Source organism: Chryseobacterium lathyri (assembly GCF_030812195.1).
In the GTDB taxonomy this organism is placed as follows: Bacteria; Bacteroidota; Bacteroidia; order Flavobacteriales; family Weeksellaceae; genus Chryseobacterium; species Chryseobacterium lathyri_A.
The window spans coordinates 175,725-202,283 of sequence record NZ_JAUSSF010000003.1; the positions used below are offsets into that span (position 1 = coordinate 175,725).

The window sequence follows — 26,559 nt, forward strand, 5'->3', positions numbered from 1 at the left end:
ATTAATAGAAAAATGATCTTTATTGTTCAATTGTAAACAATGAAAACAAAAAAGCAGGACCTTCAACAAGTCCTGCTTTATACTTTTAATTATTCTAATATTATTCCGGTTTGAATGAATCTTTCAATGTTACCGTACGGTTAAATACCAAATTAGAATCCGTAGAATCCTTATCTTTTGTAAAATACCCGATTCTCTGGAACTGAAGCGGCTCTCCTACAGCAACATCTTTTAAGCTTGGCTCGGCAAATCCTTTAATGGTTGTTACAGATTCAGGATTGATGAAGTTCAGGAAATCTACATCCTTCTCTGCATCAGGCTGCTCTACAGTAAAGAGTTTATCATAGATTCTTACATCTACCGGGATTGCATGAGTAGCAGATACCCAGTGAAGAGTACCTTTTACTTTTCTTAAGCTTTCTTCGGTTCCGCTTCCGGATTTGCTCTTTTCATCATAGGTTGCATAGATCGTAGTGATCTCACCGTTTTCATCCTTCTCTACTCTTTCCGCTTTGATGATGTAGGCTGATTTTAAACGAACTTCCCCGCCTAATTTCAGCCTGAAGAACTTATTATTAGCCTCTTCCTTAAAGTCTTCTCTTTCGATGTATAATTCTCTGGAAAAGGGAACTTCTCTTGTCCCTGCATTTTCCTGTTCAGGATTATTTTCAGTTTCAAGCCATTCTTCCTTACCTTCAGGATAATTTTCAATAACTAACTTAACCGGATCTACGACTGCCATCACACGTTTTGCCACTTTATTCAGATCTTCACGCACACAGAAATCAAGCAATTGGATCTCGATCAGGTTTTCTCTTTTGGCAACGCCTACTTTTTCAATGAAATTTTTGATCGATGCCGGTGTGAAACCTTTTCTTCTCATTCCGGATATGGTAGGCATTCTTGGATCATCCCAACCTGTCACTACTTTTTCAGCAACCAGCCTTTGAAGCTTTCTTTTGGAAGTAATCATATAAGAGACATTCATTCTTGCGAATTCTCTTTGCTTAGGCGCTATTTTAGATTCATCATATACCTGCTCCAGATACCAGTTATAAAGCGGTCTGTGATTCTCAAATTCTAATGAACACAATGAGTGCGACACTTGCTCCAGATAATCTGATTCACCGTGGGCCCAGTCGTACATCGGATAGATCTTCCATGCCGTCCCTGTTCTGTGATGAGGTCTTTTCAGGATTCTGTACATCACAGGATCACGTAAATTCATATTCGGGGAAACCATATCGATCTGCGCACGAAGAGACATTGAACCTTCCTCAAATTCTCCGTTTTTCATTCTTTCGAACAGATCAAGAGATTCTTCTACCGGACGGTTTCTGTACGGCGACTCTATTCCCGGTTCTGCAGGATTCTTTCTCTGCTCCGTGATCACTTCGGAAGGCTGCTCATCTACATAAGCTTTTCCGTCTTTAATCATCTGTACGGCCCATTCATAAAGCTGTTGGAAGTAGTCGGATGCATACAGCTCTTTATCCCATTTGAAACCTAACCATTCAACATCTTTTTTGATAGAATCCACGAATTCCTGCTCTTCTTTCTCAGGGTTCGTATCGTCGAAACGAAGGTTAACGGGAGCGTTGTATTTTTCGCCCAGCCCAAAGTTGATGCAGATGGCTTTCGTATGACCAATATGCAGGTAACCGTTAGGCTCAGGAGGAAAACGGAAACGGATCTGTTCTTTTTTCAGACCGTTTGCCATATCATCTTCAATAATTTGCTCAATAAAATTGAGTGATTTTTTTTCTTCTTCCATTTAAATTAGCTTTTATTGTATGCAAAAAAAGTTTGGCAAAGTTACGGAAAATTTAGAGCTTACGGAAATGATAATCTAAATGCTGAACGGGTAATAATTTCATTATTTTTAGTTAACTTTAGATAAAACTAAAAACTGTTTCCAAAATTACTGACTATGGCTGTTTACATCCTAAGCAATCGTAAGATCGTCCGTCACAAAGGCGAAAAGGCAGATTCATTTTCCAATGATGAATACTCTATTCCCAATTTCAGGATCGCAAAATGTGATTTTGACACTTATAAAGAGCCTACTGCAGCAACCAGAAAGAAGAAGGATTCTACCAACCGTAATATTTTAAATTACAAATTATTTTCTGAGCCGGAAAAGCAGGGCTATGAAGATGTCCTGGAAGTTTTACGGAATGAAAAAGGCATAAAAACTTCAACACTCACAGCCAATAATCTCGGTGGAACCCAAAGAATGTTCTATGAATTATACAAGAATATGTCTTCTACAAAGGAAAGAAGCGATGTTCTGATCTTCATTCATGGGTATGCGTATGATTTTGATGATGAACTAAGGGCAATTATCGATCTTAAAAAACTGTTTGTCGATAATCCGGCATCACCCATAGAGCATATTCTGTTCGTGAGCTGGCCCGCATCAAGCAGTATTATTCCACTGACTTATTTTGATGATAAGGCATCAAGTATTAATTCCGGATCATCACTGATGCGGCTGTTTTATTTTTACACCCAGTTTTTAAAAGATATTTTTTCAACCCGCGACCTGGCTCCATGCAATCAAAGAATACACCTGATGGCCCATTCTCTTGGAAATAGGGTTCTTCAAAGTATGTTGTACAGCCTTAAAAAGGAAAATATCCTCCGCGTTATCGATCAGGTCCTGCTTTTAAATGCTGATGTAACGTATAAGGTTTTCGAAGATTCCGAAGATTCATATAATAAGCTTCCGCTACTGGCCAACCGTATTTCTGTTTATCTGAACAGAAAAGATACAGTCTTGGGAATTTCACAATTCACTAAAAATATCCTGACTCCCAGACTAGGTAAAAATGGCCCAAGCGATATTGAGAGAATGAAAGATCTCGTTTCCATTATTGACTGTACTTTTGTAGAGGACGACATCCTGAGCAGCCTCAAATATCAGATAGGAAATCATTGGGGATATCTTTCCAGCTCAATGGTTCAAAATGATATTTTCCAGAATTTACATGGAATTGACAGAAACCTAATCACAGGCAGAATAAAGAATAACGAAAATATTTTCACAATTATTTCTTAAAGATTAATTAAAAACTCTTATAAAATGAATTATATGTTAAAGTTTTGTTTATTGCTTTAAATGGCATAAAGATTGTAAATCATTATAAAGAGAAATAAAATATTTTATCATGAAAAGAATTAAAAACAAGTTTTCCTACATAGTAAGATATATTAAGAAAGCAATTTTTGTAAAAGACGTGATTTAATAGTGAGTATCAACCTCTAAAATAAAATTATCCGACCCTAATACTACTTTTTTAGTTTCATTTTTACAATCCAGCTCTATCTTCTTTATTAGTTTAAAGAAGCTTTTTGTACATCTCTTAATTTAAGTTTCAACAGATAATATTGACAAAATAATTCCTTATCTTGTGATTTTAGTTAATTTGAGTTAAATTCTTGTGTAATAAAAAAAAGAGATTGATATTTACCATATTAATCAAATTTAAAACCATTTTACTATGAAAAACATGAAAAAACTTAAAAAAGCTGAACTAAAAGTAATTAAAGGAGGTATAGTTCCACTTGGTTGTAACAATTGGGATACAAGAAGAAGATGCTGCACATCATGGGATGAAGAGCATATGTACAACCCTATCTGCCCAGAGATTTAATTACTTTCTCTGTGGGTTTTAAAGCAGAGCATCTCATTGTTCAGTTCTAACCTAGATTCAAAATTATTTACAAATAAAGATCCGGTTCCCAAACCTTGCGGCATCGGATTTTTTTTTGTGAATGTATACTGTGCAATAGCATTCAGTCCAATATTACTTTCGAGGGCAGAAGTGATCCACCAGCCAATATTCTGCTCCTCTGCAAGTGAGATCCATTCGTCTGAGCCGGCAAAACCACCAACCAACGCAGGTTTAAGAATAATATACTGCGGTTTAATGGTTTCCAAAAGTTTTCTCTTTTCAACAGGATTTGTAATTCCTATCAGCTCCTCATCTAAAGCAATGGGAGTTGGAGTTTCTGAACATAAAAATGCCATATTTTTCCAGTTTCCAGCCTTGATAGGCTGCTCAATAGAATGAATATGAAGATCTGCAAGCTGCTGCAGAACGATTTTAGCTTCTTCCCTACTAAATCCGCCATTGGCATCTACACGGAGTTCCAGCTTTTCTTTTGAGAATTTTCCTCTTAATTTTTGAAGGATTTTGTGTTCAGATTCCCAATCGACGCCAATCTTCAGCTTAATACAGTGGAATCCTTTTTCAAGCTTTTCCTGGATCTGCTCTTCCATATACTGAATATCTCCCATCCAGATGAGCCCATTGATCACGATAGCAGATTTTCCTTCAGTAAATTCACTTGGAAAATACAGATGATCTCCGTATTTCAGATTCAAAACCGCCTGCTCATACCCGAACCATATAGACGGAAATTCTTTCAGTTCTTCTTTTAAATACAGATAATTCTGATTAATATTTTCACAGAGCCATTGCAGCTTTTCTTCGTAATCCGGTCTGTCATCAAAACTCAGCCCCCTGAATAAAGCACACTCTCCTGTTCCTATTTTCCCGTTTGCTTCAATTTCGAAAATAAAGGTTTCTTTTTCATGTAAAACGCCGCGAGACGTTCCGCTCGGGCGTTTAAATTCTAATAAATATCTGAAATATTTTGCTTTCATTATTTTACACTGTCAATCCGCATGAATTCCTCTGCTTTTTCTACCATTTGAATACTTCCGCAGAAAAACGGAATTCTCTGATGAAGCTCCGTAGGTTCTACTTCAAGAATTCTTCTGAATCCGTCCGTCGCTTTTCCTCCAGCCTGCTCTGCAAGGAATGCCATAGGATTACATTCGTACAGCAATCTTAGTTTTCCGTTCGGAGCCTGGGAATAGGAAGGATAAATATAAATTCCTCCTTTCAGCATATTTCTGTGGAAATCTGCCACCAGAGAACCAATATATCTTGAGGTATAAGGACGGTCTCCTTCTTCCATCTGGCAGTATTTAAGATAATTTTTTACACCCTGAGGGAACTTGATATAGTTTCCTTCGTTGATGGAATAAATCTTCCCATTGGTAGGAAATGTCATATTAGGATGAGAAAGATAATAGGTTCCCAATGAGGGATCCAGCGTAAATCCGTTCACGCCATTCCCAGTAGTATAAACGATCATGGTAGAGGAACCGTAGATCACATATCCTGCTGCAATCTGGTTGATTCCTTTTTGAAGAAAATCTTCCAGCTGAACCGGAGTCCCGGGTTCTGTTACCCTTCTGTAAATAGAGAAAATAGTTCCAACGGAAACATTCACATCAATATTGGAAGATCCGTCCAAAGGATCGATCAGCACGACATATTTACTTAAATGACCGTTTTCGCCACATTTAATGTCAATAAAATCATCATTTTCCTCTGAAGCAATACCACAAACAACCTCTCTCTGAGACAAAGCCGTAATAAAAATTTCATTGGCAATCACATCAAGTTTCTGCTGTTCTTCGCCCTGGATATTTTGGTTTCCGGCAGCTCCTGTTATATCTACAATTCCGGCTTTATTTACTTCTCTGTTTACCACTTTTGAAGCCAATCTTATGGCGCTCAGAAGACGGGAAAATTCACCTGTAGAATACTGAAAGTCGTCCTGTTTATCTATAAGAAATTCTCCTAAAGTCTGTAATGGTTGATTTGACATATTTTTCTTTTTACGTTTTCCCCAAATTTCGGAAAATTTATCGGAGAAAGAAAGCTTTTATTAGAAAAGACCTTAACGGTTGTTTTTCAATATCATACGAAAGCAACAATGATGTAGGCTTAAAATTATCACTGCATCATTAATCCCCATTTGATGATAATAAATCAATGAAATTCTGATAATATTCATTAAGTTTCAATTTTAATTAAATCTTAATTTCATCTGGCCGCCAGAAACTTTCATATCTCGTTGTAAATTTATAATTTTGACCTCCGTAAAAAACTCATGTAATTTTTAATCTAACAATTTTATTTTTAACAAATTAATGAAAATTTTCAAGTTTGGTGGAGCATCTGTAAAAGATGCCGAGAGTGTAAAAAATGTGTCCATGGTTTTACAAAGCCAGGGATTTGCCAAATGTCTGCTGGTTATTTCAGCAATGGGCAAAACGACAAATGAATTGGAAAAGGTTGTAGAACTTTATTTCAAGAAGGATAACTATCAAACTGAGATTGAAAAGATAAAACGAAAACACATCGAGATTGCGGAAGGCCTGTTTCCTGAAAACCATGCAGTTTTTGCTGAGATCAATATATTTTTTGATGATATCGATTCTTTCTTAAGAAGAAACAAATCTCCTAATTACAGCTTCGTCTATGACCAGGTCGTAAGCTGCGGGGAAATGATCTCTACAAAAATCCTGAGTGAATACCTGAACGAAATTCAGTTTACCAATCAATGGCTGGATGCCAGAGATTATATCAAAACCGACAGTTCTTACAGGGAAGGTACGGTAGATTGGGTAAAAACAGAGGAATTCATTTCAACTTTAAATACAGATATCTGCTATGTAACGCAGGGATTCATCGGTTCTGACGACAATAATTTTACGGTAACTTTAGGAAGAGAGGGTTCTGATTACTCTGCCGCTATTTTTGCATATTGTCTGAATGCGGAAGCCATGACAATCTGGAAAGATGTTCCGGGAGTAATGACCGGAGATCCAAGGAAATTCAGTGATGTTTCTCTTCTTTCAAATATTTCTTATGAAGAGGCCATTGAAATGGCTTATTACGGTGCAAGCGTCATTCACCCGAAAACGTTACAGCCTCTACAGCAAAAAAATATTCCTTTTTATGTAAAATCTTTCGTAGATCCTACCAAAGCAGGAACTAAAGTGGGAGCTTCAGATAAAAACCAGCATGAAGAATCTTACATCTTAAAAGAGAACCAGGTTCTGTTAAAGATATCAACAAGAGATTTCTCATTCATTGCAGAAGACCATATGAGTCTTATTTTCGGATATCTTTCCAAATATAAGATCAAGGTATCTCTGATGCAGAATTCTGCTATTTCATTGGCTTTATGCCTGGAAGACAAATTCAACCAGGTGGATGAGCTTAATGATCAACTTCAAAAAATATTTAAAACTAAAGCAGTTAAAAATGTATCTTTATTCACAGTAAGAAATGCGAAGATGGATCATATTGACAAATTTTACCAGGAAAAAAATGTATTATTGGAGCAAATTTCCAAAAATACGGTCCAAATGGTAACACAATAATTTTAACTGCGACTAAACACATATGAGTTTAATTTCGAAAAACGATCTTATCACAGCTTCCGGCTTAAGCAAAATTGGGTTCCTGAAAAACCCGGTCGCATCAGCTGTGATGAGCATTGCCAAAATCAATGAAGTTAATAGATTATACAACAAATTAAAAGATAAAGAAGGCAAGGATTTTTTCGACTCATTTGTAAGAGAAAGAAACTTAAGCTATATCGCTTTTGAAGAAGATCTGGCAAAAGTTCCTAAAACCGGACCATTTATTCTGGTCTCAAACCATCCTTTAGGTGCTATTGACGGAATTTTAATGTGTAAAATACTTTCGGAAGTACGTCCGGATTTTAAAGTAATGGGGAATTTCCTTCTGGAAAAGATTAAACCCATGGAACCGTACGTGATTTCTGTAAATCCTTTTGAAAACAGAAAGGAAGCTTACAGCAGCACTTCGGGAATGCGTGAAACCCTGAAGCACCTTCAGAACGGAGGCTGTGTAGGTATTTTCCCAGCCGGAGAAGTCTCCAATAAGAATAATCCTTACGGAGAGATCCTCGACAGAGACTGGGAAAAACCAGCCCTTAAACTGATCAGAATGGCTAAGGTACCAGTAGTTCCTTTATATTTCCATGCTAAAAACAGCCGCCTGTTTTACCAGGTCGCCAAGCTTCATCCAAGTTTACAGACACTGATGCTTCCTGCGGAAATGATGAACGACAGGGAAAAACCGATCAGAATCAGGATAGGAAAGCCAATCACTGTAAAGGCCATGGATGAGATGGAAACCATTGAAGAACTGGGGGAATTTCTGAAGCGTAAGGTATATATGATGAAATCTTATTACGAAAAGAGAAAATCATTGGCCCAAAGCATCAATCTTAAAAATTTAACGTTAAAGTTTCCGCTGTTAAAAGAAGAAAATATCGTTCAGAATATCATTGATGAAACCCCTAAGGAAGACATACTGAAAGATATCAACCGATTGAAGGGTACAGACAAGATGCTGTTCAGCAATGGAAATTACGAAATCTATTTCACAACTTATGAGGAAATTCCTTCTGTAATGAGAGAGATCGGCCGCCAGAGAGAGCTTACTTTCCGGGCTGTGGGAGAAGGAAGCAATCTTCCGTTTGACCTTGATGAATATGATAAGCACTATCATCATCTTTTCCTTTGGGACAGCAGTGCAGAGAAACTTGCCGGGGCCTACAGAATGGCTTTAGGGAAAGAGGTTATGAAGAAATACGGTATCAAAGGGTTCTACACAAGTTCTTTATTTGAGTTTGAACAGGACATTCATCCATTCTTCAAAAAAGTAATCGAAATGGGCCGTGCTTACATCTGTGAAGAATATCAGCAGAAGCCACTGCCGCTTTTCCTTTTGTGGAGAGGAATAGTTCATGTATGTTTAAGAAATTCCGATCATAAGTTTCTGATGGGCGGTGTAAGTATTTCCAATAAATTTTCTGAGTTTTCGAAATCTCTGATGATTGAATTCATGCGTTCAAACTACTTTGATTCAGCAGTTGCACAGTATATCACACCAAGAAACGAGTACAAGGTAAAACTTCGCGACCGGGATAAAAATATTTTCTTTGAGGAAATGGAGTCTGATCTGAATAAGCTTGACAAAATTATTGATGATCTTGAACCTGAGCTAAGATTACCTGTTCTGATCAAGAAATACATCAAACAGAATGCGAAAGTGATTGCTTTTAATGTGGATCCGAACTTCAATGATGCTATCGACGGATTGATGTATATCCGAATCAGTGATCTTCCGGAAAGTACGATAAAGCCTGTATTGGAAGAGATGAGTGATCATATCAGAAAGGAACAGGAAAATAATTCAGCTGAAAATCAGTAGGTTTTATTTTTATTTTAAAAAAGTACAGTTAATACTTGCTTCATATAGGAAAACTTACTACTTTTGCATCACTTTAAAACAACGAAGTAATCAACAAAAATATAATGGTTTCTTAGCTCAGTTGGTAGAGCAATGGATTGAAAATCCATGTGTCCCTGGTTCGATTCCTGGAGAAACCACTGGAAATTAAACAATTTCTAACAAAACCCCTCAAATTGTACAATTTGAGGGGGTATTTTTTTGATCTTATATCAAAATAAATCAAATTCTCTCAAAGTAAAGGTGCCCTTTTCGGTTACCTGAGCTTATTAATTTTTTAGGTAACCGAATTTCTCCGAAAGTCCCGCTATCAAAGCAAGCCTGTTCAAAATTTGAACATCTTGACTAGCGGGTCACAGAAAAGTAATTTAACCTTTAAAATCAATAATCATGAACACCAAAGTTTCGGTATTATTCTATGCTAAAAAATCTAAAGCAAAAAGCAATTTGTGTGTCCCAGTTTATTTAAGAATTACAGTTAATGGAAAACGAGCTGAATTCTCAACAGGTAAAACTGTAGAGGCATCTAAATGGAGTTCGGAAATGAGCCGTTTAAAAGGCAATTCTGAAGAGGCACGCACAACAAACAAGTATTTTGACGTTTTGCTATCAAAGATCCTTGAAATCGAAAGAAACCTTATTCTATCAGGTGAATCCTTTGACGCAATGGATATCAGGAATCTTTTAACAGGAAAGCAAGAGACAGAACGCTATCTAATCTCGATTTTCCAAGAGCATAATAACAGAATGGAAAAACTCATTGGAAAAGAATATGCACTGGCTACTCTCAAAAATTATAAAACATGTTTATCCCATTTAAAAAAGTTTCTATGGAACTTTTTTAAAAAGTCAGATATTAATATCAAAAAAATAGAGCCTGCATTCCTCAATGATTTTGATTTCTTTCTTAGAACAGTGGCAAAATGCAATAATAATTCTACAGTTAAGCATTCCAAAAATCTAGCAAAGATTCTGAAAATATGTTACCATAACAATTGGATTGAAAAGGACTTGGTGGTGTATTACAAGGGAAAGTTTAATGAGGTTACCGCAAATTTTCTTACAGAGGAGGAAATTAAAACCATGCAGGATAAAGATTTTTCAGGTCAGGGATTAAATCTGGTGCGGGACATTTTCATTTTTAGCTGTTATACAGGCCTAGCATACATTGACATTTATAATTTAACGAAAGAACATATTTCTACAGGAATTGATGGTAACTTATGGATTATGACCAACCGACAAAAGACTAGTACTATTTCAAATATACCTTTGTTACCTATTTCTGAAGAAATCATCCGAAAATATGAAAATCATCCTCTCACTTTGGAAGCAGGTAAATTACTGCCTGTTTATACCAATCAGAAAATCAATGAATATTTGAAAACCATTGCCGATAATTGTGAAATCAATAAAAAACTTACATTTCATGCTGCCCGACATACATTTGCCACAACAGTAACATTAGGAAATAATGTATCTATGGAAAGTGTGAGTAAAATGTTAGGCCATAAAAGTATTAAAACGACTCAGCATTATGCTAAAATTCTGGATAAACAAGTCAGTGAGGACATGAAGAATTTAAAAAGCTTGTTACAAAAAAATAATTGACTGTTATTACTTACCCTAAATAATGATTGATGTATGAAATTTATAAGTATATTTAATAAAACAAATGAAAATTTATTCAGGTAAGAATCTTCCCAAATTACACAAAAATGACTCAGGAAAAATATTATTTTGAAAATCCCAAATCTTCTATAAGATCTTTAACAGAGGATGAGATAGAAGCCGCAATAGCAGATTATGAAAATGGAGTTAAAATTTCAGAGATTTGTCAGAAATATCCTAAAGTAAAAGTAAGTAGTTTTTACAAACAACTACCATACAAACTTAATCAAGAGAAATGTGAATATTGTAATAATCAAATTTACACAAAAGTTAGAAAAAATGGTTATGGTAATGATTTAGCTAAATTATGTATCTATTGTAACCATGATTACACAAAAAATTGTAATTGTGAACAGTGCTTTCATAATACAAATGTGGCTCTCGAAGAAAAAAGGAAAGAACTGCAAATTGTTTGGAAAAACTTTTATACTGAATACTATAACCTAAATTATACACTAAATGATATCAGTATTTTTGATGAAATATATTTAGTATTACTCATACAATCATATAAAGGTACATTTGAGAATACATTGGACTTCTCGTATTTTAAACAACTTAAGTTTCAAGTTCATGCATCATCTCATGAATATTATTCTGTAATAAACAACCTTATTGACAGAAAGATTCTGATTCCCAACATATACTATTTTGATTCGTATGATTATATTTATTCATCAGAACCGTCTCTTCCAACGATCAACTCTACAAAAATAAACTGGATTCCAAATATAATTAAAACCTCCGGTACTTTACTTTCTGTTTCAGAATTAGATAAAATCTTAAAAGAAAGGACTTACTCAGTTGAAGACAAAAAAATTTTATGGAGAGAAGTTTATTGGTCAGAAATCAAAAGTTATATAAATGACCAATCAAATAAATATTTAAAGATGGTAATTGATGATCAGACCATTGAACAGGTCGTTGATGGTCTTCAGCCAACTTTTCCACTATCAAAGGCTTATAATCTAATTTATATTGCAATTAATGCTTCCCATAGGTATATGCAAGATTATTCTAAAAATGAAAGAAAAGTAAATTCATATTTCAGAAATAAGATGAACGAACTCATCTTAAGATATCAAGATCATAAAAACCTGAAAGACTATAATCGCTTATTGTATATTGAACTAAGTTACTTTAATCAGTATGTTCTTAAAAATATTCTTAAACAGGAAAATGCATATTTTTATCTTTCAACAGATAAGATATTGGATAATCCGATAGTAGGCTAATATGAATTAGTCACGATTTAATCTGAACACTTATCATCAAATTAAATAACTTTAAAAATAGGTTAAGTATTATGTGTAATAGGTACTACTTGATCTGACAGTTTGGATGTACGGTTACTAAAAAACTGTCAGTTATTCTTTAAAGGATAATCTCTTTTATTCTGTTAACTAAAATGGATAAGTCTCATATTGATTTTGTTCTATTTTCCCATTTCTTCAAATGTGAAACAATTTCTTCATAAAAACCTTCTGCACGTGCTTTACTTACTGCCCCACCAAATCTTGATCGAAATTCACTTCTAGTTTTGCATTGCAATGCTGCTTGTTTGCAACTTTCATAAGTCCAAGTACCTTTTGGCGATCTTTTATAAATCATATGGTCACATACTTGCATCCAATTATTTCTATGAGCTGCATTGTAAGCATTATTACTATTATCTTGAAAATCACTTCTAGTTTTGTACTTAAGTGCTTCTTTTTGACACTTTTCAAACGTCCACTTTTTTTCGCTCCACCCCAGTCCACCTGCTTTTGCTTTATTTAAAATTATCCACTCATTTTGTTTATAGATTTTAATTGTCTTATCTTCTAATTTCTGAGCCTTATCAGCAGCAATGTATGATTTTGAAATTGATTTATATACCGGATTCAGGTTATTTTTCAAAGAATAATTATATACTGGCGATGTTTTTTCTTTTAGATGTTGTGCCTGCCTCCCTTCCTTGTTACAGGTTAAACCAACATATACAGCGTTATTTGGAAACTCATAAGCATATACCAATCTTTTATTTTGATTACCTACTGCATTCATGTGAGAACAAATAAGAGGAATCCAACCTTTTCTTAGACTAATACTATAAGCTGATGAATTATCTCTTTTGAAATGAACTTTGGTTGTATACTTTAGTGCTTCTTTTTGACATTGATCAAAATTCCAAAATTTATGTGGCTTCCGCCGAGGAGTCATATGCGAGCAAATTTGATCTAAAAAGCCTTCAATTATCGCACGATGATAAGCAGATGAAGAATAGTGGACAAAATCAGTTCTATTTGTATATTTGAGTGCTTCATTTTTGCACTTATCGAATGTCCATACTTTGTTCCAATTTCTTAGTTCAGGGTTTTTGTAAATTTCTCTTCTTCTTGCATTTCTGCAACTGCTACAACGATGCCTACGACCACTTTTAGTTGCTTTGCTAATGGCAAAATCATGAATGGATTTTTCAATCTTGCATTTTGTACAAAACCTAGTTAGAATGTTCATACATGAAATATATTATTTACCCCCAAGCCTAAACCCTTGTTTCGACTGCCAGATAACTACGAAGTAATTACTAAAAAAACTCATATTTCAATGAGGGATTTTAATCTTAAAGAAGCAGCGAGGTAATTGTAATCTTAGTGGTTTATGTATCCTAGCATTTGTCATTTCAATCGAATCGCACCCTATAAAGTTTGCTACCCGTTCAAAGTAATGACTACTATTTCTTTTGCACAATCAATCTACCAAGTTTTCTAAATAAAATTTTCCAATTTCATTATCATAGTCGCTTTTAAGATACTCTTTCAAATAATCAAGAAGAGGTTTTGATTTTTTAAAAGTATTAATATAATATTTTAAATTGTTTCCTATTAACCAGTAAGGATTGAACTTAGAATAATCAAATGTATCCAAATGTACTAGCCAATCGTAATAATCTTTTTTAGATGAAACATTATAATCAATATACTTTTCTAATTTTTTTAGAGAGAATCCTAATTTAAAAAAAATATTAATTGCCTGATCCAGTCTATAATTCTCTGGTGAACCAAATGCCTCTCTTTCTTTTGATAAGTTAGGAATTCCCTCAATGAATTTTTCTAATAATTGATCTCCTAAGCGAGGCACAATAGTATCCAAAACAACTGCTGTACTATATAATTCAGAATTAAAATTGTTTTCTAACTCTTTACAAACCTTTTGTTTGATTCTATTCTGTAGTTCATCATCTAAAAAACTTAATCCATACCAATACTTAAAATAGTTATCCTTTTTGGAAAAATCAATATCCTCAATATTTGAAACATCATTAATACCTTTGATTATATCAATAATTTCTTCTGAGGTAGCTTTTTCAAAATAGAGTTTTGTAAGAAAAGAAAAATTAGATATTCTTACATTATCATCAACACCAAGTTTAATAAGTTCAAATAAGTTCTCCTTAGAGATTATATCTTCTTTTTCTGAAACAACCTTCATTAAATCTGAAACAAGAGATAATCTTTCAATCTTGTTTATTTTGATGAATTTTAAAAGTTTTGAAAAAAGAATATTTAAATTTTCTTTATCAATTTCAACTTTAGAAATAATGCTGACTATATTTTGAATAATATTACTAATTTTCTGAACTAATCTATATTTATCTTTATTTTTTTCAAGATTATTAACTGATTTTATCAAATTATCTATATAAATCTTAAACTGTCCTAAAATAAGATTGGAACTTTGTATTTTAATACTTTTTATTTCATACTTATTTAACAAAAATGCAGCATCTTCACTTTTAACATAGAACATCCACATTTCAAGTATTTTAAAATCAAATTCATACTTTTCATAGTCAGGGTTTCTTAATGTATAAATAATGAGTATACCTTCTAATATTTTTCGACATAATTGTTCATATTCGTTGTATTGATTGAGAAGAACAAAATTAAATTTAAAGAAATTATGAATTCTCAAGAAATTACTTTGTAATTCAAGTAATTGTGTGTTTGATGTCCACCCCCCTTTTCTATCTCTTAACCAAGTTTTTTGTAATTCAAAAAGCAAATTGTCTATGTACACAATATTCCGGTAAACAAATCGAAAATCTTTTAAAGTCTTATATATATCTAAAAAATGTTGTGCTTTATCTAAAATAAATTTTTCTTCCGATTTATCATCTACATCTTTAAATCTCTTTTTTGTTTCATCATCAAAGTAAAAACTACTTTCGCTTAGTTGCTTTAATTCTAACAAATTTAATTTCGCAATCAGATAGGTGATAGGATTTTTATTTTTGTCTTCATTTCTGTATATATCTAAAAATATATCTATTGACTGTTCTACATTTCCAAATAAAAATGAGGCGTATGCTTTCCTTAGTTTCTCATAACTCGAATACTCAGGTTTATTAAGTTTTAAAAGATTTTCTGTTTTTCTTATATCTAATCTCTCGAAAGTACACCTTTCACAGTTGCAAGTTCCTGAAAGAAAAAGATTATGGATACAGAACCTATTTCCTTCTTTTAATATTCTGCCTCGAAAATAAATATGTTCAATTGCATTTATGCGAAAGAAACTAATTATAGATTTTATTTTTTCTTCTTGTTTTTCTACAAAAGTATGGCCACCGGAAATTTTATAAGTTTTTCTTTTTCTGTTAACATCGAAGTCTTTTATTATATTATAAAATTCCTCATTATTTGTAGATATACTCATATCATTAAGATATGTATTTTCTCCAAAAGTATGATATAATATTTCGCTTAGAATATTTTTAGGGATAACTTTTATACACTCAAACTTTTCTATTATGTAATTAAGTTTATCAATGGTATGTAGTCCTTCCGTTTCCTTTTTAAAAATGGAGTAATCCGATTTATGAGATTCAAATAGATTTCCATGTAACTTTTCAATTTGTTTAATCTTTGCTGTACTTATTTCATCAAGAAATTTATCAAAATTCTCCTCATTGAGAATATTATCTTTCGGGATGTATATTTGAAAACTCTTTACCTTTTTATTTTTTTGTTCACTTATCCTATTTAGAATAGTGTCATCATTTTGAATAAAATAATAATAAATTTTATTTGATACAATATCACAGAGGGTAAAAACAAAAGGATCAGAAATTTTATTATACCACGAAATCGGATGTCTTAAACTTGTTAAGGGATAAGAAATAACGTCTGCATTTTTTTTTGATTTTACAACTGCATTTTTGCCCTTATTTTGATTAAGAAAAATAAATTCATCAACGGACTCTTCTCTATCAACGATTTGATAGAAAAAGTCGATTCCGATTTCCCTTCTTCCAGACTCATGTTTGATCATTTTTAAATTTTTTGACCTAAACAATTCAGATAAAGTATCATTGAGAAGTGAATTAGCTTTATCTTCAATTTCTGTATTATCTAATTTACTTGACATAAATAGCAGTCGTTAATTTTATTGTATTTATGCAATATTAAGTATTAAGTACCATAGAATCTAGCAAACACTAACTATTTATTAATAAAATTAGTTTGCATGTCTAAAACTATCAAAGAAAAATGGAGCTATTGCTTTCTAAAAAACATAGCTCCATTTTTCTTTTTTTTCATTGTTAGAAATGGATTTAGATCCGAGAAGATTAACAATTTTTAGCAATTAAATAATAAATTTTTGTAAAAACTTTGTTTTGCTGTTCTTTCAGTTCAGTAATTGTTTTTAGTTTTTCATTAAACCCTTTCAAAGCTTCGACATTCATAAATTTTTGAGCATTGACTATTTTTGCCACTTGATTGATATTAGTTTCAATCTTTACGAAAATATTGTCCTGTTTTTCAATAAATGCCAGGATTTTTCTTCTTTCATCATCAAAAATTCTGTTCTCCACTGAATTGGTAATTAAGCTGCTCAAAGAAATTTGTTTTTTGAAACAAAGCTTTTTCCAGCTTTCTTTCCTGTGTTTTTGGATTCTTATGAAAATACGTGCTTCTTTTTCGCCATAGTTCTTCATTTGTATATAATAATTTGATTGAAAAATATTTGCAAAATTGAAGTATAAAAACCGTGAAAGCAATAGTATTCGTAGGGTTTGGGCTAAATAAGAACAAGCTGGAATAACGTAGAATTTCCAAAGATTAAAAAAGAATATACTGGGTTAATTTGAATCCTTTTAAGATTTCAAAAAATAAAAACTGAGTTCCGAAGTTTTTCCCCTTTTTGCAAAAAAGCAAGATCGTCTTTGTAGTACAACTTGAAAAGTTTGTACGTACAAAGACACATCTTGCTCTCGCTCTCGCTCTCGTAAGCCACACTTTTTTTAGAGCTCTGAAAAAAATAAGACACAACAACACAAAAATATGACAATCACCTACTTATGTTGTTTAAAATATTTTTTGCTATTGAAAGAAAAAAAAGATGATGAGTTATGGAAAGAAAAATAAGCCGACCTGTATCCATTTTATGCAGGTAAGGATGTAACCTGATACTATTTACACAGGTATATATAATAAGGTGGGTAAATTTTACGCAGGTTGGATGAAAACCTGCGCAATTTTCACACAGGTTAGGCCTTAAAGTATATCATTACATAAAATGAGAATGTAGCTCTGATACTATTTTACACAAATATTATGATAAGGTGAGTAGATTTTACTCAAGTTGAAGGAAAACCTGCGTAATTTTTACACAGGTTAAGGCATAACCTGTGTCTATTTTACTCAGGTAAAAGGAAAGCATAGGTGTTTTTTACTCATATTGGAAGAAAACAGAGGTAATTTTATATAAGCTCAGATATTTATGATTGAATTGATTTGGTTTCGAGGACACTCGACTTTTTTCTTTGTCCTTTACAGTCGTAACAGCTGGATTTGTCTTTTTTATATTGGATGTGTTCTATTAATGTTAAGTAATTATGATTGAATTGATTCGTATGACTGAGGTTCCGACTTTTTCTTTGACAATGACCATAGTACAGGAACAGGCACATAAACCGGAATGGAAAGCATTGAAATGGAGGCCCCGAAATCTTTTTGTACGCAGGATTCAGGAGTTTCTGAAAAAATTATTGGACTCCAGTGGAAAGAATTTTTTGAGATACCCAAAAAGATTTTTTTATGTGAATGATGCTGTCCTAAGTTTGCAAGAGTAAAAAGTAACAACAGATAGAAAAAATCAAATAGTTTTACTTACCATTCAAGGCAAATCACAATACAGACTTCTAAAAAATAAAACTACAAGCAAAGTAGATTACAGAAGAACTACAAAACAGGAATAATAGTACATCTAATAACAAGAATTCTCTTCTGGTGTCCAATCCAAATATTTTTGCTGGTGAAAGAAAAAAATATCTGGATTCTGTTTTAAGTACCCTTGAAAAATCGATAAGGTATGAAAGGTTTAGAAATCCGAATAAAGACCGATCTGATTCCCAAAATCTTATTCAGGAAATGAGTAATATCTGTGAAAAAACGGCGAAGGAAAATAATATTCCTTTTTCTGCTTTGGATGAGATTTTTAAGGATTCGGGAATTGTAAAATCTTTATTGTTTTTGTTAAAAGGAGGATCTCAGGAAACAAATAATGACATTTCACAAGAAGAAAATCAACAAAAAAGCAGAAAAAGAAGGCTCAGATAAGGGATGAAAATTAAAAAAAGATAATGAGTCTTGTAAATAAATATAAATTTCTGTAAACGACTATTAACACTCACTTAAAAGAGATTTTTTAGTGGAGCCGATTTATAAATCGGCTCCTAAAAATTTATAAATCGGATCCACAAGTATTTTTTTTAAACATTTATTCCTTATAGTTTTGAAATAGAAATCAAGAAATTAAAAAAAATTATACATCATGTAAAAAGACAATTTTAAAATAAATGTTAATTTTTCTCATTTTTCATGATGTTTTGGACAAAATATGTAACAGTATGATTATATAATTTATAAAACTTTAAAGGGTGAAAATTAAAAAAAGAAAATGAAGTCTTGTAAAAAATCTAAATTTCTGTAAACGACTATTAACACTTACTTGGGAGTTGTTTTTTAGTTGATACGATTTATAAATCTGCTCCTAAAAATTTATAAATCGTATCAACAAGTATTTTTTTTATGCAGGTATTCCGTATAATTTTGAAACAGGAATCAAGAATTAAAAAAAACTTACTTAAAAAGAAATCAAATTCCGGTAAACAGCTATTGACATGCATTTTATAAAAGTTTTTTTGTTGTCATGATTTAAAAAATTTGACGTCAAAATTTTTAAATCACACCAAATTATATTTTTTTATGCATTTATCCTTTTTTTACTTTTGAAAAGGATCAGAGTTTTTAAATAATCATAATATACACATAAAAATTAAAATTCAAACAAGCGTCATTTTTTGCAATGTTTTTGTCACTTTTTACTATGTTTTGGACAAAATATATAATAGTATAATTATATATTTTACAGAACTTTACATAACCAAACCCAAAATACTAATAACATGAAGAACTCAATTCAGTATCAAAAAGATCAGTAATACAACTGTAGTGAAGAACAAGTAACTACAACCAATCCATTCGGAAATTTTTTCATATATCAATATATAGAAGGAGTGTACACTTAGAAACAGTACCATAGCTTACATGATCATAGGCTACGGAAGAAGAGAATTTGCCTTAATGATTCATTGTTTAACCTTTAACATCAGATTGTCGAAAGCATCTGAGTCCTTAAATATAAAGAGGATCAGAGATAAACTATCTATCAGAAACCTCTTTAAAGAGTTTTATCAAATGTATTTTTTAACCAAAATCCGGCAGGAATATTTTTATATTCTAAGTCTGGCAAGTGCTTTAGAAAAAAGAAGTAATCAATTCAGGTATAGCTAAGAATTTCGGATTCTTTACATACATATTATTAAACAAAGGCTTCTTTGGGTACATGCTAAGCTGCCGGATGATTAAAGTTTTTAAGGTAATCTTTTTTGATCAGAAAAAAGACCAGCAAAATGAAAATTAAGCAATTTTTAAAAATCAATGTATTAGCCATCGCTGCGCTATTATTATTTACAGGCAGTATTATGTCGTTTACATTAATGGAAAAGAAACCTGTTCTGGCGACGACCTATTTCTATAACAGCGCTGATATTTCAGCGGGAGCTTTTGCCAATCCCAGCCATTGGAACACGACCAACGCCTCGGATTGTGAGACAGACGGGGAAAGACCTTGTAGTATTGTGGTTCCTGACGGACAGACACTGGGAAGTGTATTGGCAGGAAAAACAAATGCTCAGGTACTTTCTATGAGCCCTAGCCGTAAGCCATAACGCGTTTATTGATTAGAAGGAAAATTAGTTAATAGGAAGGCTGGTCATTGACCAGCCTTTTCTTCATACTTATGTTTTCTATCTTCTTTTTTTATGATGATTATCTCAAAAGTAGTTTTTTTATATTCTTAAACTACTTTCTTATCTTGGATTCTGTGGCATCCCTGTGAGCTTAATAATATCTTCAGGAATAGCAATAGCATATCTAAGATCATTAGGAGGAAGCAAGTAAGTTTGTCCTTTAACAGTTCTGGTAAGGGTTATTCCTGCTCCGTCACGGTTATAACGTTTTATATCCGCCCAGCGAAGCCCCCGAAATAAAAGTTCCTTTTGTCTTTCTTTTTTAATAATCTGCAAAGCTTCTTCTTTGGAACTGGCAGTAAAAGCCATAAAAGTTCCGGTTTTCCATCTTGTGATCAGCAAATCATTAAGCATTTTCATAGCATTGGTAATGTCACCAACGTGAGCATAAGATTCTGCTGCGATTAAGTATAATTCATCAACGGTAACTCCTGTCATTTTTGCTGTGGAACCTCCGGTGTAGTTTCCTTTGAATAGTACCTCTCCATTAGGGTTTACCCTAAAATAAACTGTTTTTCTAAGGTCATTATCACTATAAGACTGATACAGGTTCAAAGGTATTTTTGCTACCGCAAAACGAACAGGTCCCGAAATACGCATCGTAGCCCTTAACAGAACTTCCGCATTCATATCTTTTATAGGATAAGAATCTGCCGGATTTAGCGTATTAAAATCCATCAGGGTATTTTGAAGGCTTAGTGCCTGTAAAGAGTAGGTTAAAGCTTTCTCATAATCTCCCATAAGGAGATAAGTCCTTGCGAGATACCCTAGTGCCGTCACCTTTGAAGGTCTTGTAGCAGCGATCTGTTTTACGGGAAGTAAGTTTACTGCTTCATGTAAATCTTTTAAAATCTGGTCATAGGTCTGTTTAACAGAAGATCTTACGGAAGGAATATTCATATCAGGATCTAAACGAAGGGGTAAACCTAAATCCCCTTGTGCTGTAGCACTGTTATAAGCCAAACACCAGATCTGTGCTGCATCCAGATAACGGATCGCTCTTAAAGCCAGTGCCTGTCCTCTTACATTTTCTGCCCCCGAAATAGCATAAGTATCCAGATTATGAAGTACGGCATTAGAAATATAAATGGCTTTGTAACAATAAAACCAGTCATTTCCCACACCCTGATTGGTGGAAACATAATCTTTTTGCCAGGTATACAGCCTCTTATCTTCCTGATATTCCAGCGCATCAAAATCGGCATCCGACAAATAAAATTCATCCGACGAAGCCATTCCGCTGGAAGCAAAATTGCCCAGTACGTCAGAGAGTCGGTCTAATAACGCCTGATTGTCTTCAAGAGTTGTAGGGGTAGCAAGATTAGAATCTGACTTTTCATCCAAAAATCGGCTACAGCCACTTAAGATTGTAGATAGTATGACTAATACCACGAATACGGCAGAATAGCCTTTAATTCTTGATTTATTTAGTGTTGTATTCATTTTTATATTCATTTCTTTTTTTCAATATCAATTTTGCAATATCCTGCTAAGGCTATTCACTTAATAATATTACCTGTGAAAATTCTGCAAAACAGAATAGCTCTATAAGCTTAAAATTTCGCTCTAAGTCCGATGGTATACACCGATGGAGGTTTTAATCCGTTTCCTCCCAGATTAAAATCAGGGTCTATTTCGCTTTTATTAGCCTTCCATAATAAACCAAGATTGCTTAAGTTCACAAATACACTGAGGTTTTCAAAAACGTTGGATTTAAAAAGGCTTTTATCAAATTGATAAGTAAGGTTAATATACTGCAAACGGATATGATCTCCTTTCTCGACCAGCACACTGGAACCATTATAAAAAGCATCCCTATTGGCATCACTCTGAAAAGTATTGGAAGGAACATTGGTAAAAGCTTCATCCCCCGGTTTCTGCCACCTGTTGCCATAATCACTGTGTCCTGTCCAGCTGTTAAATAAACTCGTATAGTTGATAGAGCTTCTCCTAAAGTAATACCCCAGTTTATAGGTAATCCCAATATCCATACTGATGTTTTTGTAGCTAAAAGAATTAATGAAAGAACCGTAAACCGTAGGTATTGCCGAACCAAAGAATTCTAAGTCTCCTACTGAGGTTCCTACTCCGGTAAGAGCAGAATAATCCTTACTGACCTGCCCGTTAAGATAGCCCATCGGGTCTCCCGTCTTGGGGTCTAATCCCGCCCACCTGTACGCAAAGATGGAATACACTGGCTTTCCTTCGATTCCTGAAATGGGTACGGAAGAGCCATTCCCGATAAACTGTCTGGCTAAGGGATCTGACAGGTAATATTGGGTAACCTGATCACGATAGGTACTGAAGTTAAAAATCGTATTCCATTTAAAAGTTTTATCAATGTTGAGGGTTTTGAGTTCCACATCAATGCCATGTCCTTTTATCTCTGCCACATTGGACAGCATATAATCGATCCCTGTGGTATAATCCATCTGAGCAGGACCAAAGAGATTGGTTCCTTTTTTGGTAAAATACTCCACCGAGCCACTGATCCGGTTATTACGGGAAGCAAAATCCAGTGCCACATTAATCATCCGTGAGGTTTCCCAGCGAAGCTTGGGATTGTAATAATTATCAAACCTAGCCATAGAAGTTCCGGTATAACGGGAAGGGTCTATATCATAAGCAATGGTGCTTACCGCTACCATTGAAGGGTCTATATTCCCGTTAAAACCATAAGAACCCCTTAGCTTTAGATAAGGAAGCCAGCCTACTTTATAAAAATTTTCTTTGGAAATTTCCCATAAAGCCCCCACAGACCAAAAGGGATTCCACTGATCATTAGTAGTCAATCCAAAGAGATTACTGGCATCTCTTCTGAAGCTTCCAGACAAAGTATATTTATTATCATAGGTATAGGCAGCATTGGCAAAGAGGGACACAAAGCGGGTGGTACGTTTTCCCAAAGATTCTATTCTTTGTATAAATTCCATACTTCCGGTGGGAAGTAAAGGATATTGGTGGGTGTAATCTACACTGCCGGAAGACATGCGGTCTTCATTAAATCCATAATAACGGTTGGAATCATAAGTCCTGACCGCATCACGACTTTCACCTCCTGCTAATACTGACAAACTATGCCTATTCCATTTACCGGAATAACTGAGCTGTCCCCTGATATTGTTAATCACGGTTAAGGCTCCGGATTTATCCAGAATACCTCCTTTGGGAACAATAAAAGTGTAGTTTTCATTTCCATTACCACCATTACTATTTTCCTGTGCAAAAATATTGACATAATTTCGGGCAAAGTAGCTTTGTGCTCCATGAAGATGGTCTGAGGTGTCATGCTGGCGTTGGTACTGGTATTTAATATCTGCATCAAGACCTTTGACAATTTTATAGTTGATCCCCACATTAATCATTACTTCTGTGCCTTTCGTTTTTACCTGGTCATGCTTCCAGTCTGTTAAGGGATAATAATTCCAGTCCAGAAGTTTTCCCTGTTCAAAGCTGTCTTTATAGTTTTGGTCATAACTTTTAAATACGGCTAATGGATTACCGTTATCATCTGCCAGCTGCATATAAGGGACAAAGGAATTTCTTCCCATGATGATTCCGCCATAGCCTGTGCGCACGCTTTGGGTTTTACTTTCTGTATAGTAGATTCCTGTGGAGAGGGAAAGCTGTTTCAAAGGCTTCCAAACATTCTGGAAGCGAAGGTTCATTCGGGCATATTTCTCACCCAAATTTCCGGTATTATCATCATAGCCCAGTGATGAGCTCCATGAAAGATCAGAGGCTCCACCCGAAAGGTTAAGGAAATACTGTCTTTTTTCTGAAGGCTGGTACATATAACGACGGAACTCTTCTTTAGTATCGATATTTCTCAGGAGATTAATCTTCTGGTTCGCTTCATCTGAGGTGATCAGTCCGTTTTTTTCTTTATTGAGCAAATCCACCACAAGAGACAAAACAGGATGTGAGGGAGAACTGATATCACTGTCATAGAAACCCTTCTTAAAAAGTTCTTTTTCAACATCAATGAAATCTGAGGATGAAATGGTTTTAAGATAGCTGAAATCAGGCTTAGGGCTTAAGCTGGTGTTCCATGTAAATTCTACACTTAACGGCTGATTGAACCTTCCCGTTTTGGTGGTAATGACAATTACCCCATTCGCAGCTCTGGCTCCCCAGATACTGGCTGCTGAAGCATCTTTAAGAACGGTAATGCTTTCCACTAGATTAGGGTTGATATTGCTGATGTCCCCTTCATAGGGAAAGTTATCGACAACAATCAAAGGTGCTTTGGGTCCGTTAATGGTACTGATACCCCGTATCATAAGCTTAGGTTCTCCTGAGATTCCTCTTTCAAGGATAACCCCTCCGGCAACGTTTGCCAGCCTGTCCAGAATATTGGTGCTAACTTGCTGGTTCAATAATTTATTACCCGTAAAGGTAAATGATCCTGTCGCTCTTTCTTTAGGGATTTTCTGGTATCCTGTAGAAATGTTAACACCCTCTATATTGGTTACCTTATGAGATAATACAATTTTTAAAGGTTCATGAAGTGGCAAGGTTACTTCAATAGTTTTGGTAGTATAACCTGCATGGGAAACACTAAGCGTAAGCTTCTCTTCTTTGGTCTTTAACTCAAAAAAGCCCTTCTGATCGGTGATGATAACGGATTTTGTTTTTTTATTTTGTACCGCAACACTTGCACCCTTTAAGGATAAAGCGTTTTCTTCAGTGGTAACATAACCCGAAAGGCTATGCTGTGCCAATATGGGCACAGAACAGCACAAGAGTACGGGTAATAGGAGTTTTTTCATAGCAAATAAATTAAAATCTGAATTTTGAATTTTAAACTTTAGGAATGGAAATTTTAAGCAGTAACAAGTAAGTAAATCATTGAATCCATAGATTTAATCTGCACGTCCATCGGCAAAGGTTTTATTCTTATATATTGATATAAGTATGTAAGTATATAAACACTGGACTCCTCATAAACACTTTACCATTACTTATCCTTAATAACAAACATGTTAAGTTCCCGCTCTGCTTCCACAAGGTTAAGGTCATATTTTGAAAGTTCTTTTCTTATGGAAGCTATATCTGAAATTACTCCCATTTTTAAATCAATATTTCCTGTATATCCGGTTTCGTCGATTATGGGGAGTGGTACTGAAGGAATTGCATTTAAGCTGTTGACCAGTGCATACACAGAGGTATTCTGAACATCTGTTTTAGGTAATGAAAATAAAAAACTCATTTCAGAGCCTTTGGTTTTTAGCTTATCTACGGCTGATGTTCTTTTTAAAACCAGACACTTTACCCTTCTTTTCTCTATTTTAGTGCTATAGTTAGCGAACTCGCTTAAGTTCTTAAGCATTAAAGGATAAAGGGAATCAGCCTTAGCCAAAGGGACAATATACTCGTAGCTGTAAAGGTTGTGGTCTTCCACTCCTCCCTCCGCATTTTTGATATAATCTAGGGGTACAGGATTTTTAACTTCTATAATTCTTCGTTTCTCACTAAAGGATTCTTTCTGTTTTTGGAAAATCTCATCGGCTATAGTGGAAAAAATCTCTAAAAGGGAAAGATTGGTAAATTGTCTTCCATATATAACTTTTCCTTCTCTGTGAAAGCCTGAGCCAAAGCCCATTCCTCTTATTCGTCCTTTAGCAAATACTGAGTAATTAACCATGCTAAGACTTTTTTCTCGGTCAAAGTCTTCCGAGAGCATGAGCGGTCTTTCTCTTCCTATTTGTACGACGGTTTGAAGGGAGGAACCTTCTCCACCTAAGATTTCATTGATAGTCTTTTCACTGACCTGAGCACCATCGGTGGTATTGAGCAGCTTCCCGTCTTTGATCCATACGATATATGGAACTCCTTTATGAGGAAAGAGTTCATGAAATAGTTTATCTCCTGTTACCGATATCATTCCTTTAAAGCGTTGTCCGTTTTTAGTGGCAAAGAATTTTTCAAGGGTAGTACGGTCTTGGTTGCTGACTGCTAATATTTTGATTTTATCTCCAAACTTCTTCTGTAGTTCTTCCATTTTTGGGAACCCTTTAAGACAGGCACTACACCACGTATTCCAGAAATCCAGAAGGATGAGCTTGTTTTTATCTGTGGACAGGTTTAAGGTCTTCTCAGGGTGATTCACTACTTCCAGCGGTATTGTCCATACTGATGAAGGAACAGCATCACCAGGCTTAAGTTTCTTTTGCTGGCTGAAAGCCGGAAGAGAGAGCATAAGGGTAAAAACAAGGGACAGAAGCCCCCTGTAAAAGATATTTTTCATATTTTTACTTGAATATTATATTTTATAATAGTCCTTCCCCCTCACTGTGTAAATTCGAGCATACTAAGTGTCGGAAGGGCTTTTCTCTTAATACATGAATCGTATTGATAGAAATGATTAGCTAA

General features: G+C 34.2%; 17 protein-coding genes and 1 tRNA gene. 9 read left to right on the forward strand and 9 right to left on the reverse strand.

The window, feature by feature from the left end; all coding sequences use genetic code 11:
* Positions 1-100: 100 nt before the first annotated feature.
* A complete protein-coding gene (locus tag J2T03_RS16010; RefSeq protein WP_307212561.1) occupies positions 101-1,774 on the reverse strand; it encodes a glutamine--tRNA ligase/YqeY domain fusion protein in 1,674 nt (557 codons plus the stop codon).
* 156 nt (positions 1,775-1,930) lie between these two features.
* Here J2T03_RS16010 and J2T03_RS16015 point away from each other — a divergent pair, with 156 nt between their 5' ends.
* Complete coding sequence (locus J2T03_RS16015) at positions 1,931-3,061, forward strand: alpha/beta hydrolase (RefSeq protein WP_307212564.1); 1,131 nt, start codon at positions 1,931-1,933, stop codon at positions 3,059-3,061.
* Positions 3,062-3,503: 442 nt separating this feature from the next.
* Positions 3,504-3,656 (forward strand): hypothetical protein, encoded by a 153-nt coding sequence (locus J2T03_RS16020; protein WP_307212566.1) that lies wholly within the window; start codon positions 3,504-3,506, stop codon positions 3,654-3,656.
* Here J2T03_RS16020 and J2T03_RS16025 read toward each other — a convergent pair.
* Together J2T03_RS16025 and fbp are read right to left on the reverse strand one after the other, a co-directional pair.
* On the reverse strand, positions 3,653-4,672 hold the full coding sequence (locus J2T03_RS16025; RefSeq protein ID WP_307212567.1) for an o-succinylbenzoate synthase: 1,020 nt from the start codon (positions 4,670-4,672) through the stop codon (positions 3,653-3,655). The two genes, J2T03_RS16020 and J2T03_RS16025, sit on opposite strands and share 4 nt — an antisense overlap.
* Positions 4,672-5,688, reverse strand: coding sequence for a class 1 fructose-bisphosphatase (gene fbp / locus J2T03_RS16030; protein WP_040998657.1), 1,017 nt, complete (start codon positions 5,686-5,688; stop codon positions 4,672-4,674). Before fbp ends, J2T03_RS16025 begins: the two co-directional genes overlap by 1 nt.
* Positions 5,689-6,013: 325 nt before the next feature.
* On the opposite strand from fbp, the gene J2T03_RS16035 reads away from it, so the two are divergent.
* From J2T03_RS16035 to J2T03_RS16055, 5 genes are all read left to right on the forward strand, one after another.
* Positions 6,014-7,252, forward strand: coding sequence for an aspartate kinase (locus tag J2T03_RS16035; protein WP_306843690.1), 1,239 nt, complete (start codon positions 6,014-6,016; stop codon positions 7,250-7,252).
* A gap of 22 nt (positions 7,253-7,274) precedes the next feature.
* Positions 7,275-9,116: a lysophospholipid acyltransferase family protein gene (locus tag J2T03_RS16040; RefSeq protein ID WP_306843688.1), complete on the forward strand. Its 1,842-nt coding sequence runs from the start codon at positions 7,275-7,277 to the stop codon at positions 9,114-9,116.
* A gap of 106 nt (positions 9,117-9,222) precedes the next feature.
* A tRNA-Phe gene (locus J2T03_RS16045) sits at positions 9,223-9,295 on the forward strand.
* Positions 9,296-9,545: 250 nt separating this feature from the next.
* On the forward strand, positions 9,546-10,766 hold the full coding sequence (locus tag J2T03_RS16050; RefSeq protein WP_307212569.1) for a site-specific integrase: 1,221 nt from the start codon (positions 9,546-9,548) through the stop codon (positions 10,764-10,766).
* A gap of 107 nt (positions 10,767-10,873) precedes the next feature.
* Complete coding sequence (locus J2T03_RS16055; protein ID WP_307212571.1) at positions 10,874-12,061, forward strand: hypothetical protein; 1,188 nt, start codon at positions 10,874-10,876, stop codon at positions 12,059-12,061.
* Between the two features lie 184 nt (positions 12,062-12,245).
* Here the strand turns inward: J2T03_RS16055 and J2T03_RS16060 are convergent, their stop codons facing one another.
* From J2T03_RS16060 to J2T03_RS16070, 3 genes are all read right to left on the reverse strand, one after another.
* Positions 12,246-13,325: a GIY-YIG nuclease family protein gene (locus J2T03_RS16060; protein WP_307212574.1), complete on the reverse strand. Its 1,080-nt coding sequence runs from the start codon at positions 13,323-13,325 to the stop codon at positions 12,246-12,248.
* Positions 13,326-13,559: 234 nt separating this feature from the next.
* Complete coding sequence (locus J2T03_RS16065; RefSeq protein ID WP_307212577.1) at positions 13,560-16,235, reverse strand: DUF4365 domain-containing protein; 2,676 nt, start codon at positions 16,233-16,235, stop codon at positions 13,560-13,562.
* A 202-nt stretch (positions 16,236-16,437) separates the two neighbouring features.
* Entirely contained in the window at positions 16,438-16,806 is a 369-nt protein-coding gene (locus tag J2T03_RS16070) for a hypothetical protein (RefSeq protein ID WP_307212580.1), read from the reverse strand.
* 1,294 nt (positions 16,807-18,100) lie between these two features.
* Here J2T03_RS16070 and J2T03_RS16075 point away from each other — a divergent pair.
* Both J2T03_RS16075 and J2T03_RS16080 read left to right on the forward strand, forming a co-directional pair.
* A complete protein-coding gene (locus J2T03_RS16075; RefSeq protein ID WP_307212583.1) occupies positions 18,101-18,430 on the forward strand; it encodes a hypothetical protein in 330 nt (109 codons plus the stop codon).
* A 1,355-nt stretch (positions 18,431-19,785) separates the two neighbouring features.
* Entirely contained in the window at positions 19,786-20,103 is a 318-nt protein-coding gene (locus J2T03_RS16080; RefSeq protein WP_307212584.1) for a hypothetical protein, read from the forward strand.
* 141 nt (positions 20,104-20,244) lie between these two features.
* Here the strand turns inward: J2T03_RS16080 and J2T03_RS16085 are convergent, their stop codons facing one another.
* The 3 genes from J2T03_RS16085 to J2T03_RS16095 form a co-directional block, all read right to left on the reverse strand.
* Positions 20,245-21,627: a RagB/SusD family nutrient uptake outer membrane protein gene (locus tag J2T03_RS16085; protein ID WP_307212588.1), complete on the reverse strand. Its 1,383-nt coding sequence runs from the start codon at positions 21,625-21,627 to the stop codon at positions 20,245-20,247.
* A gap of 110 nt (positions 21,628-21,737) precedes the next feature.
* Positions 21,738-24,956 carry a SusC/RagA family TonB-linked outer membrane protein gene (locus tag J2T03_RS16090; protein WP_307212591.1) on the reverse strand — a complete coding sequence of 1,073 codons (3,219 nt, stop codon included), beginning with the start codon at positions 24,954-24,956 and terminating at the stop codon, positions 21,738-21,740.
* Between the two features lie 188 nt (positions 24,957-25,144).
* Positions 25,145-26,434: a TlpA family protein disulfide reductase gene (locus J2T03_RS16095; RefSeq protein ID WP_307212593.1), complete on the reverse strand. Its 1,290-nt coding sequence runs from the start codon at positions 26,432-26,434 to the stop codon at positions 25,145-25,147.
* Positions 26,435-26,559 lie beyond the last annotated feature (125 nt).

What these genes read in the sequence shown, in the direction of transcription:
- J2T03_RS16050 (WP_307212569.1), top strand. Translation starts at nt 9,546, where the DNA reads ATGAACACCAAAGTTTCGGTATTATTCTATGCTAAAAAATCTAAAGCA.
- J2T03_RS16090 (WP_307212591.1), bottom strand. Translation starts at nt 24,956, where the DNA reads ATGAAAAAACTCCTATTACCCGTACTCTTGTGCTGTTCTGTGCCCATA.
- J2T03_RS16065 (WP_307212577.1), bottom strand. Translation starts at nt 16,235, where the DNA reads ATGTCAAGTAAATTAGATAATACAGAAATTGAAGATAAAGCTAATTCA.
- J2T03_RS16055 (WP_307212571.1), top strand. Translation starts at nt 10,874, where the DNA reads ATGACTCAGGAAAAATATTATTTTGAAAATCCCAAATCTTCTATAAGA.
- fbp (WP_040998657.1), bottom strand. Translation starts at nt 5,688, where the DNA reads ATGTCAAATCAACCATTACAGACTTTAGGAGAATTTCTTATAGATAAA.
- J2T03_RS16025 (WP_307212567.1), bottom strand. Translation starts at nt 4,672, where the DNA reads ATGAAAGCAAAATATTTCAGATATTTATTAGAATTTAAACGCCCGAGC.
- J2T03_RS16010 (WP_307212561.1), bottom strand. Translation starts at nt 1,774, where the DNA reads ATGGAAGAAGAAAAAAAATCACTCAATTTTATTGAGCAAATTATTGAA.
- J2T03_RS16035 (WP_306843690.1), top strand. Translation starts at nt 6,014, where the DNA reads ATGAAAATTTTCAAGTTTGGTGGAGCATCTGTAAAAGATGCCGAGAGT.
- J2T03_RS16040 (WP_306843688.1), top strand. Translation starts at nt 7,275, where the DNA reads ATGAGTTTAATTTCGAAAAACGATCTTATCACAGCTTCCGGCTTAAGC.
- J2T03_RS16020 (WP_307212566.1), top strand. Translation starts at nt 3,504, where the DNA reads ATGAAAAACATGAAAAAACTTAAAAAAGCTGAACTAAAAGTAATTAAA.
- J2T03_RS16080 (WP_307212584.1), top strand. Translation starts at nt 19,786, where the DNA reads ATGAAAATTAAGCAATTTTTAAAAATCAATGTATTAGCCATCGCTGCG.
- J2T03_RS16085 (WP_307212588.1), bottom strand. Translation starts at nt 21,627, where the DNA reads ATGAATACAACACTAAATAAATCAAGAATTAAAGGCTATTCTGCCGTA.
- J2T03_RS16070 (WP_307212580.1), bottom strand. Translation starts at nt 16,806, where the DNA reads ATGAAGAACTATGGCGAAAAAGAAGCACGTATTTTCATAAGAATCCAA.
- J2T03_RS16060 (WP_307212574.1), bottom strand. Translation starts at nt 13,325, where the DNA reads ATGAACATTCTAACTAGGTTTTGTACAAAATGCAAGATTGAAAAATCC.
- J2T03_RS16095 (WP_307212593.1), bottom strand. Translation starts at nt 26,434, where the DNA reads ATGAAAAATATCTTTTACAGGGGGCTTCTGTCCCTTGTTTTTACCCTT.
- J2T03_RS16015 (WP_307212564.1), top strand. Translation starts at nt 1,931, where the DNA reads ATGGCTGTTTACATCCTAAGCAATCGTAAGATCGTCCGTCACAAAGGC.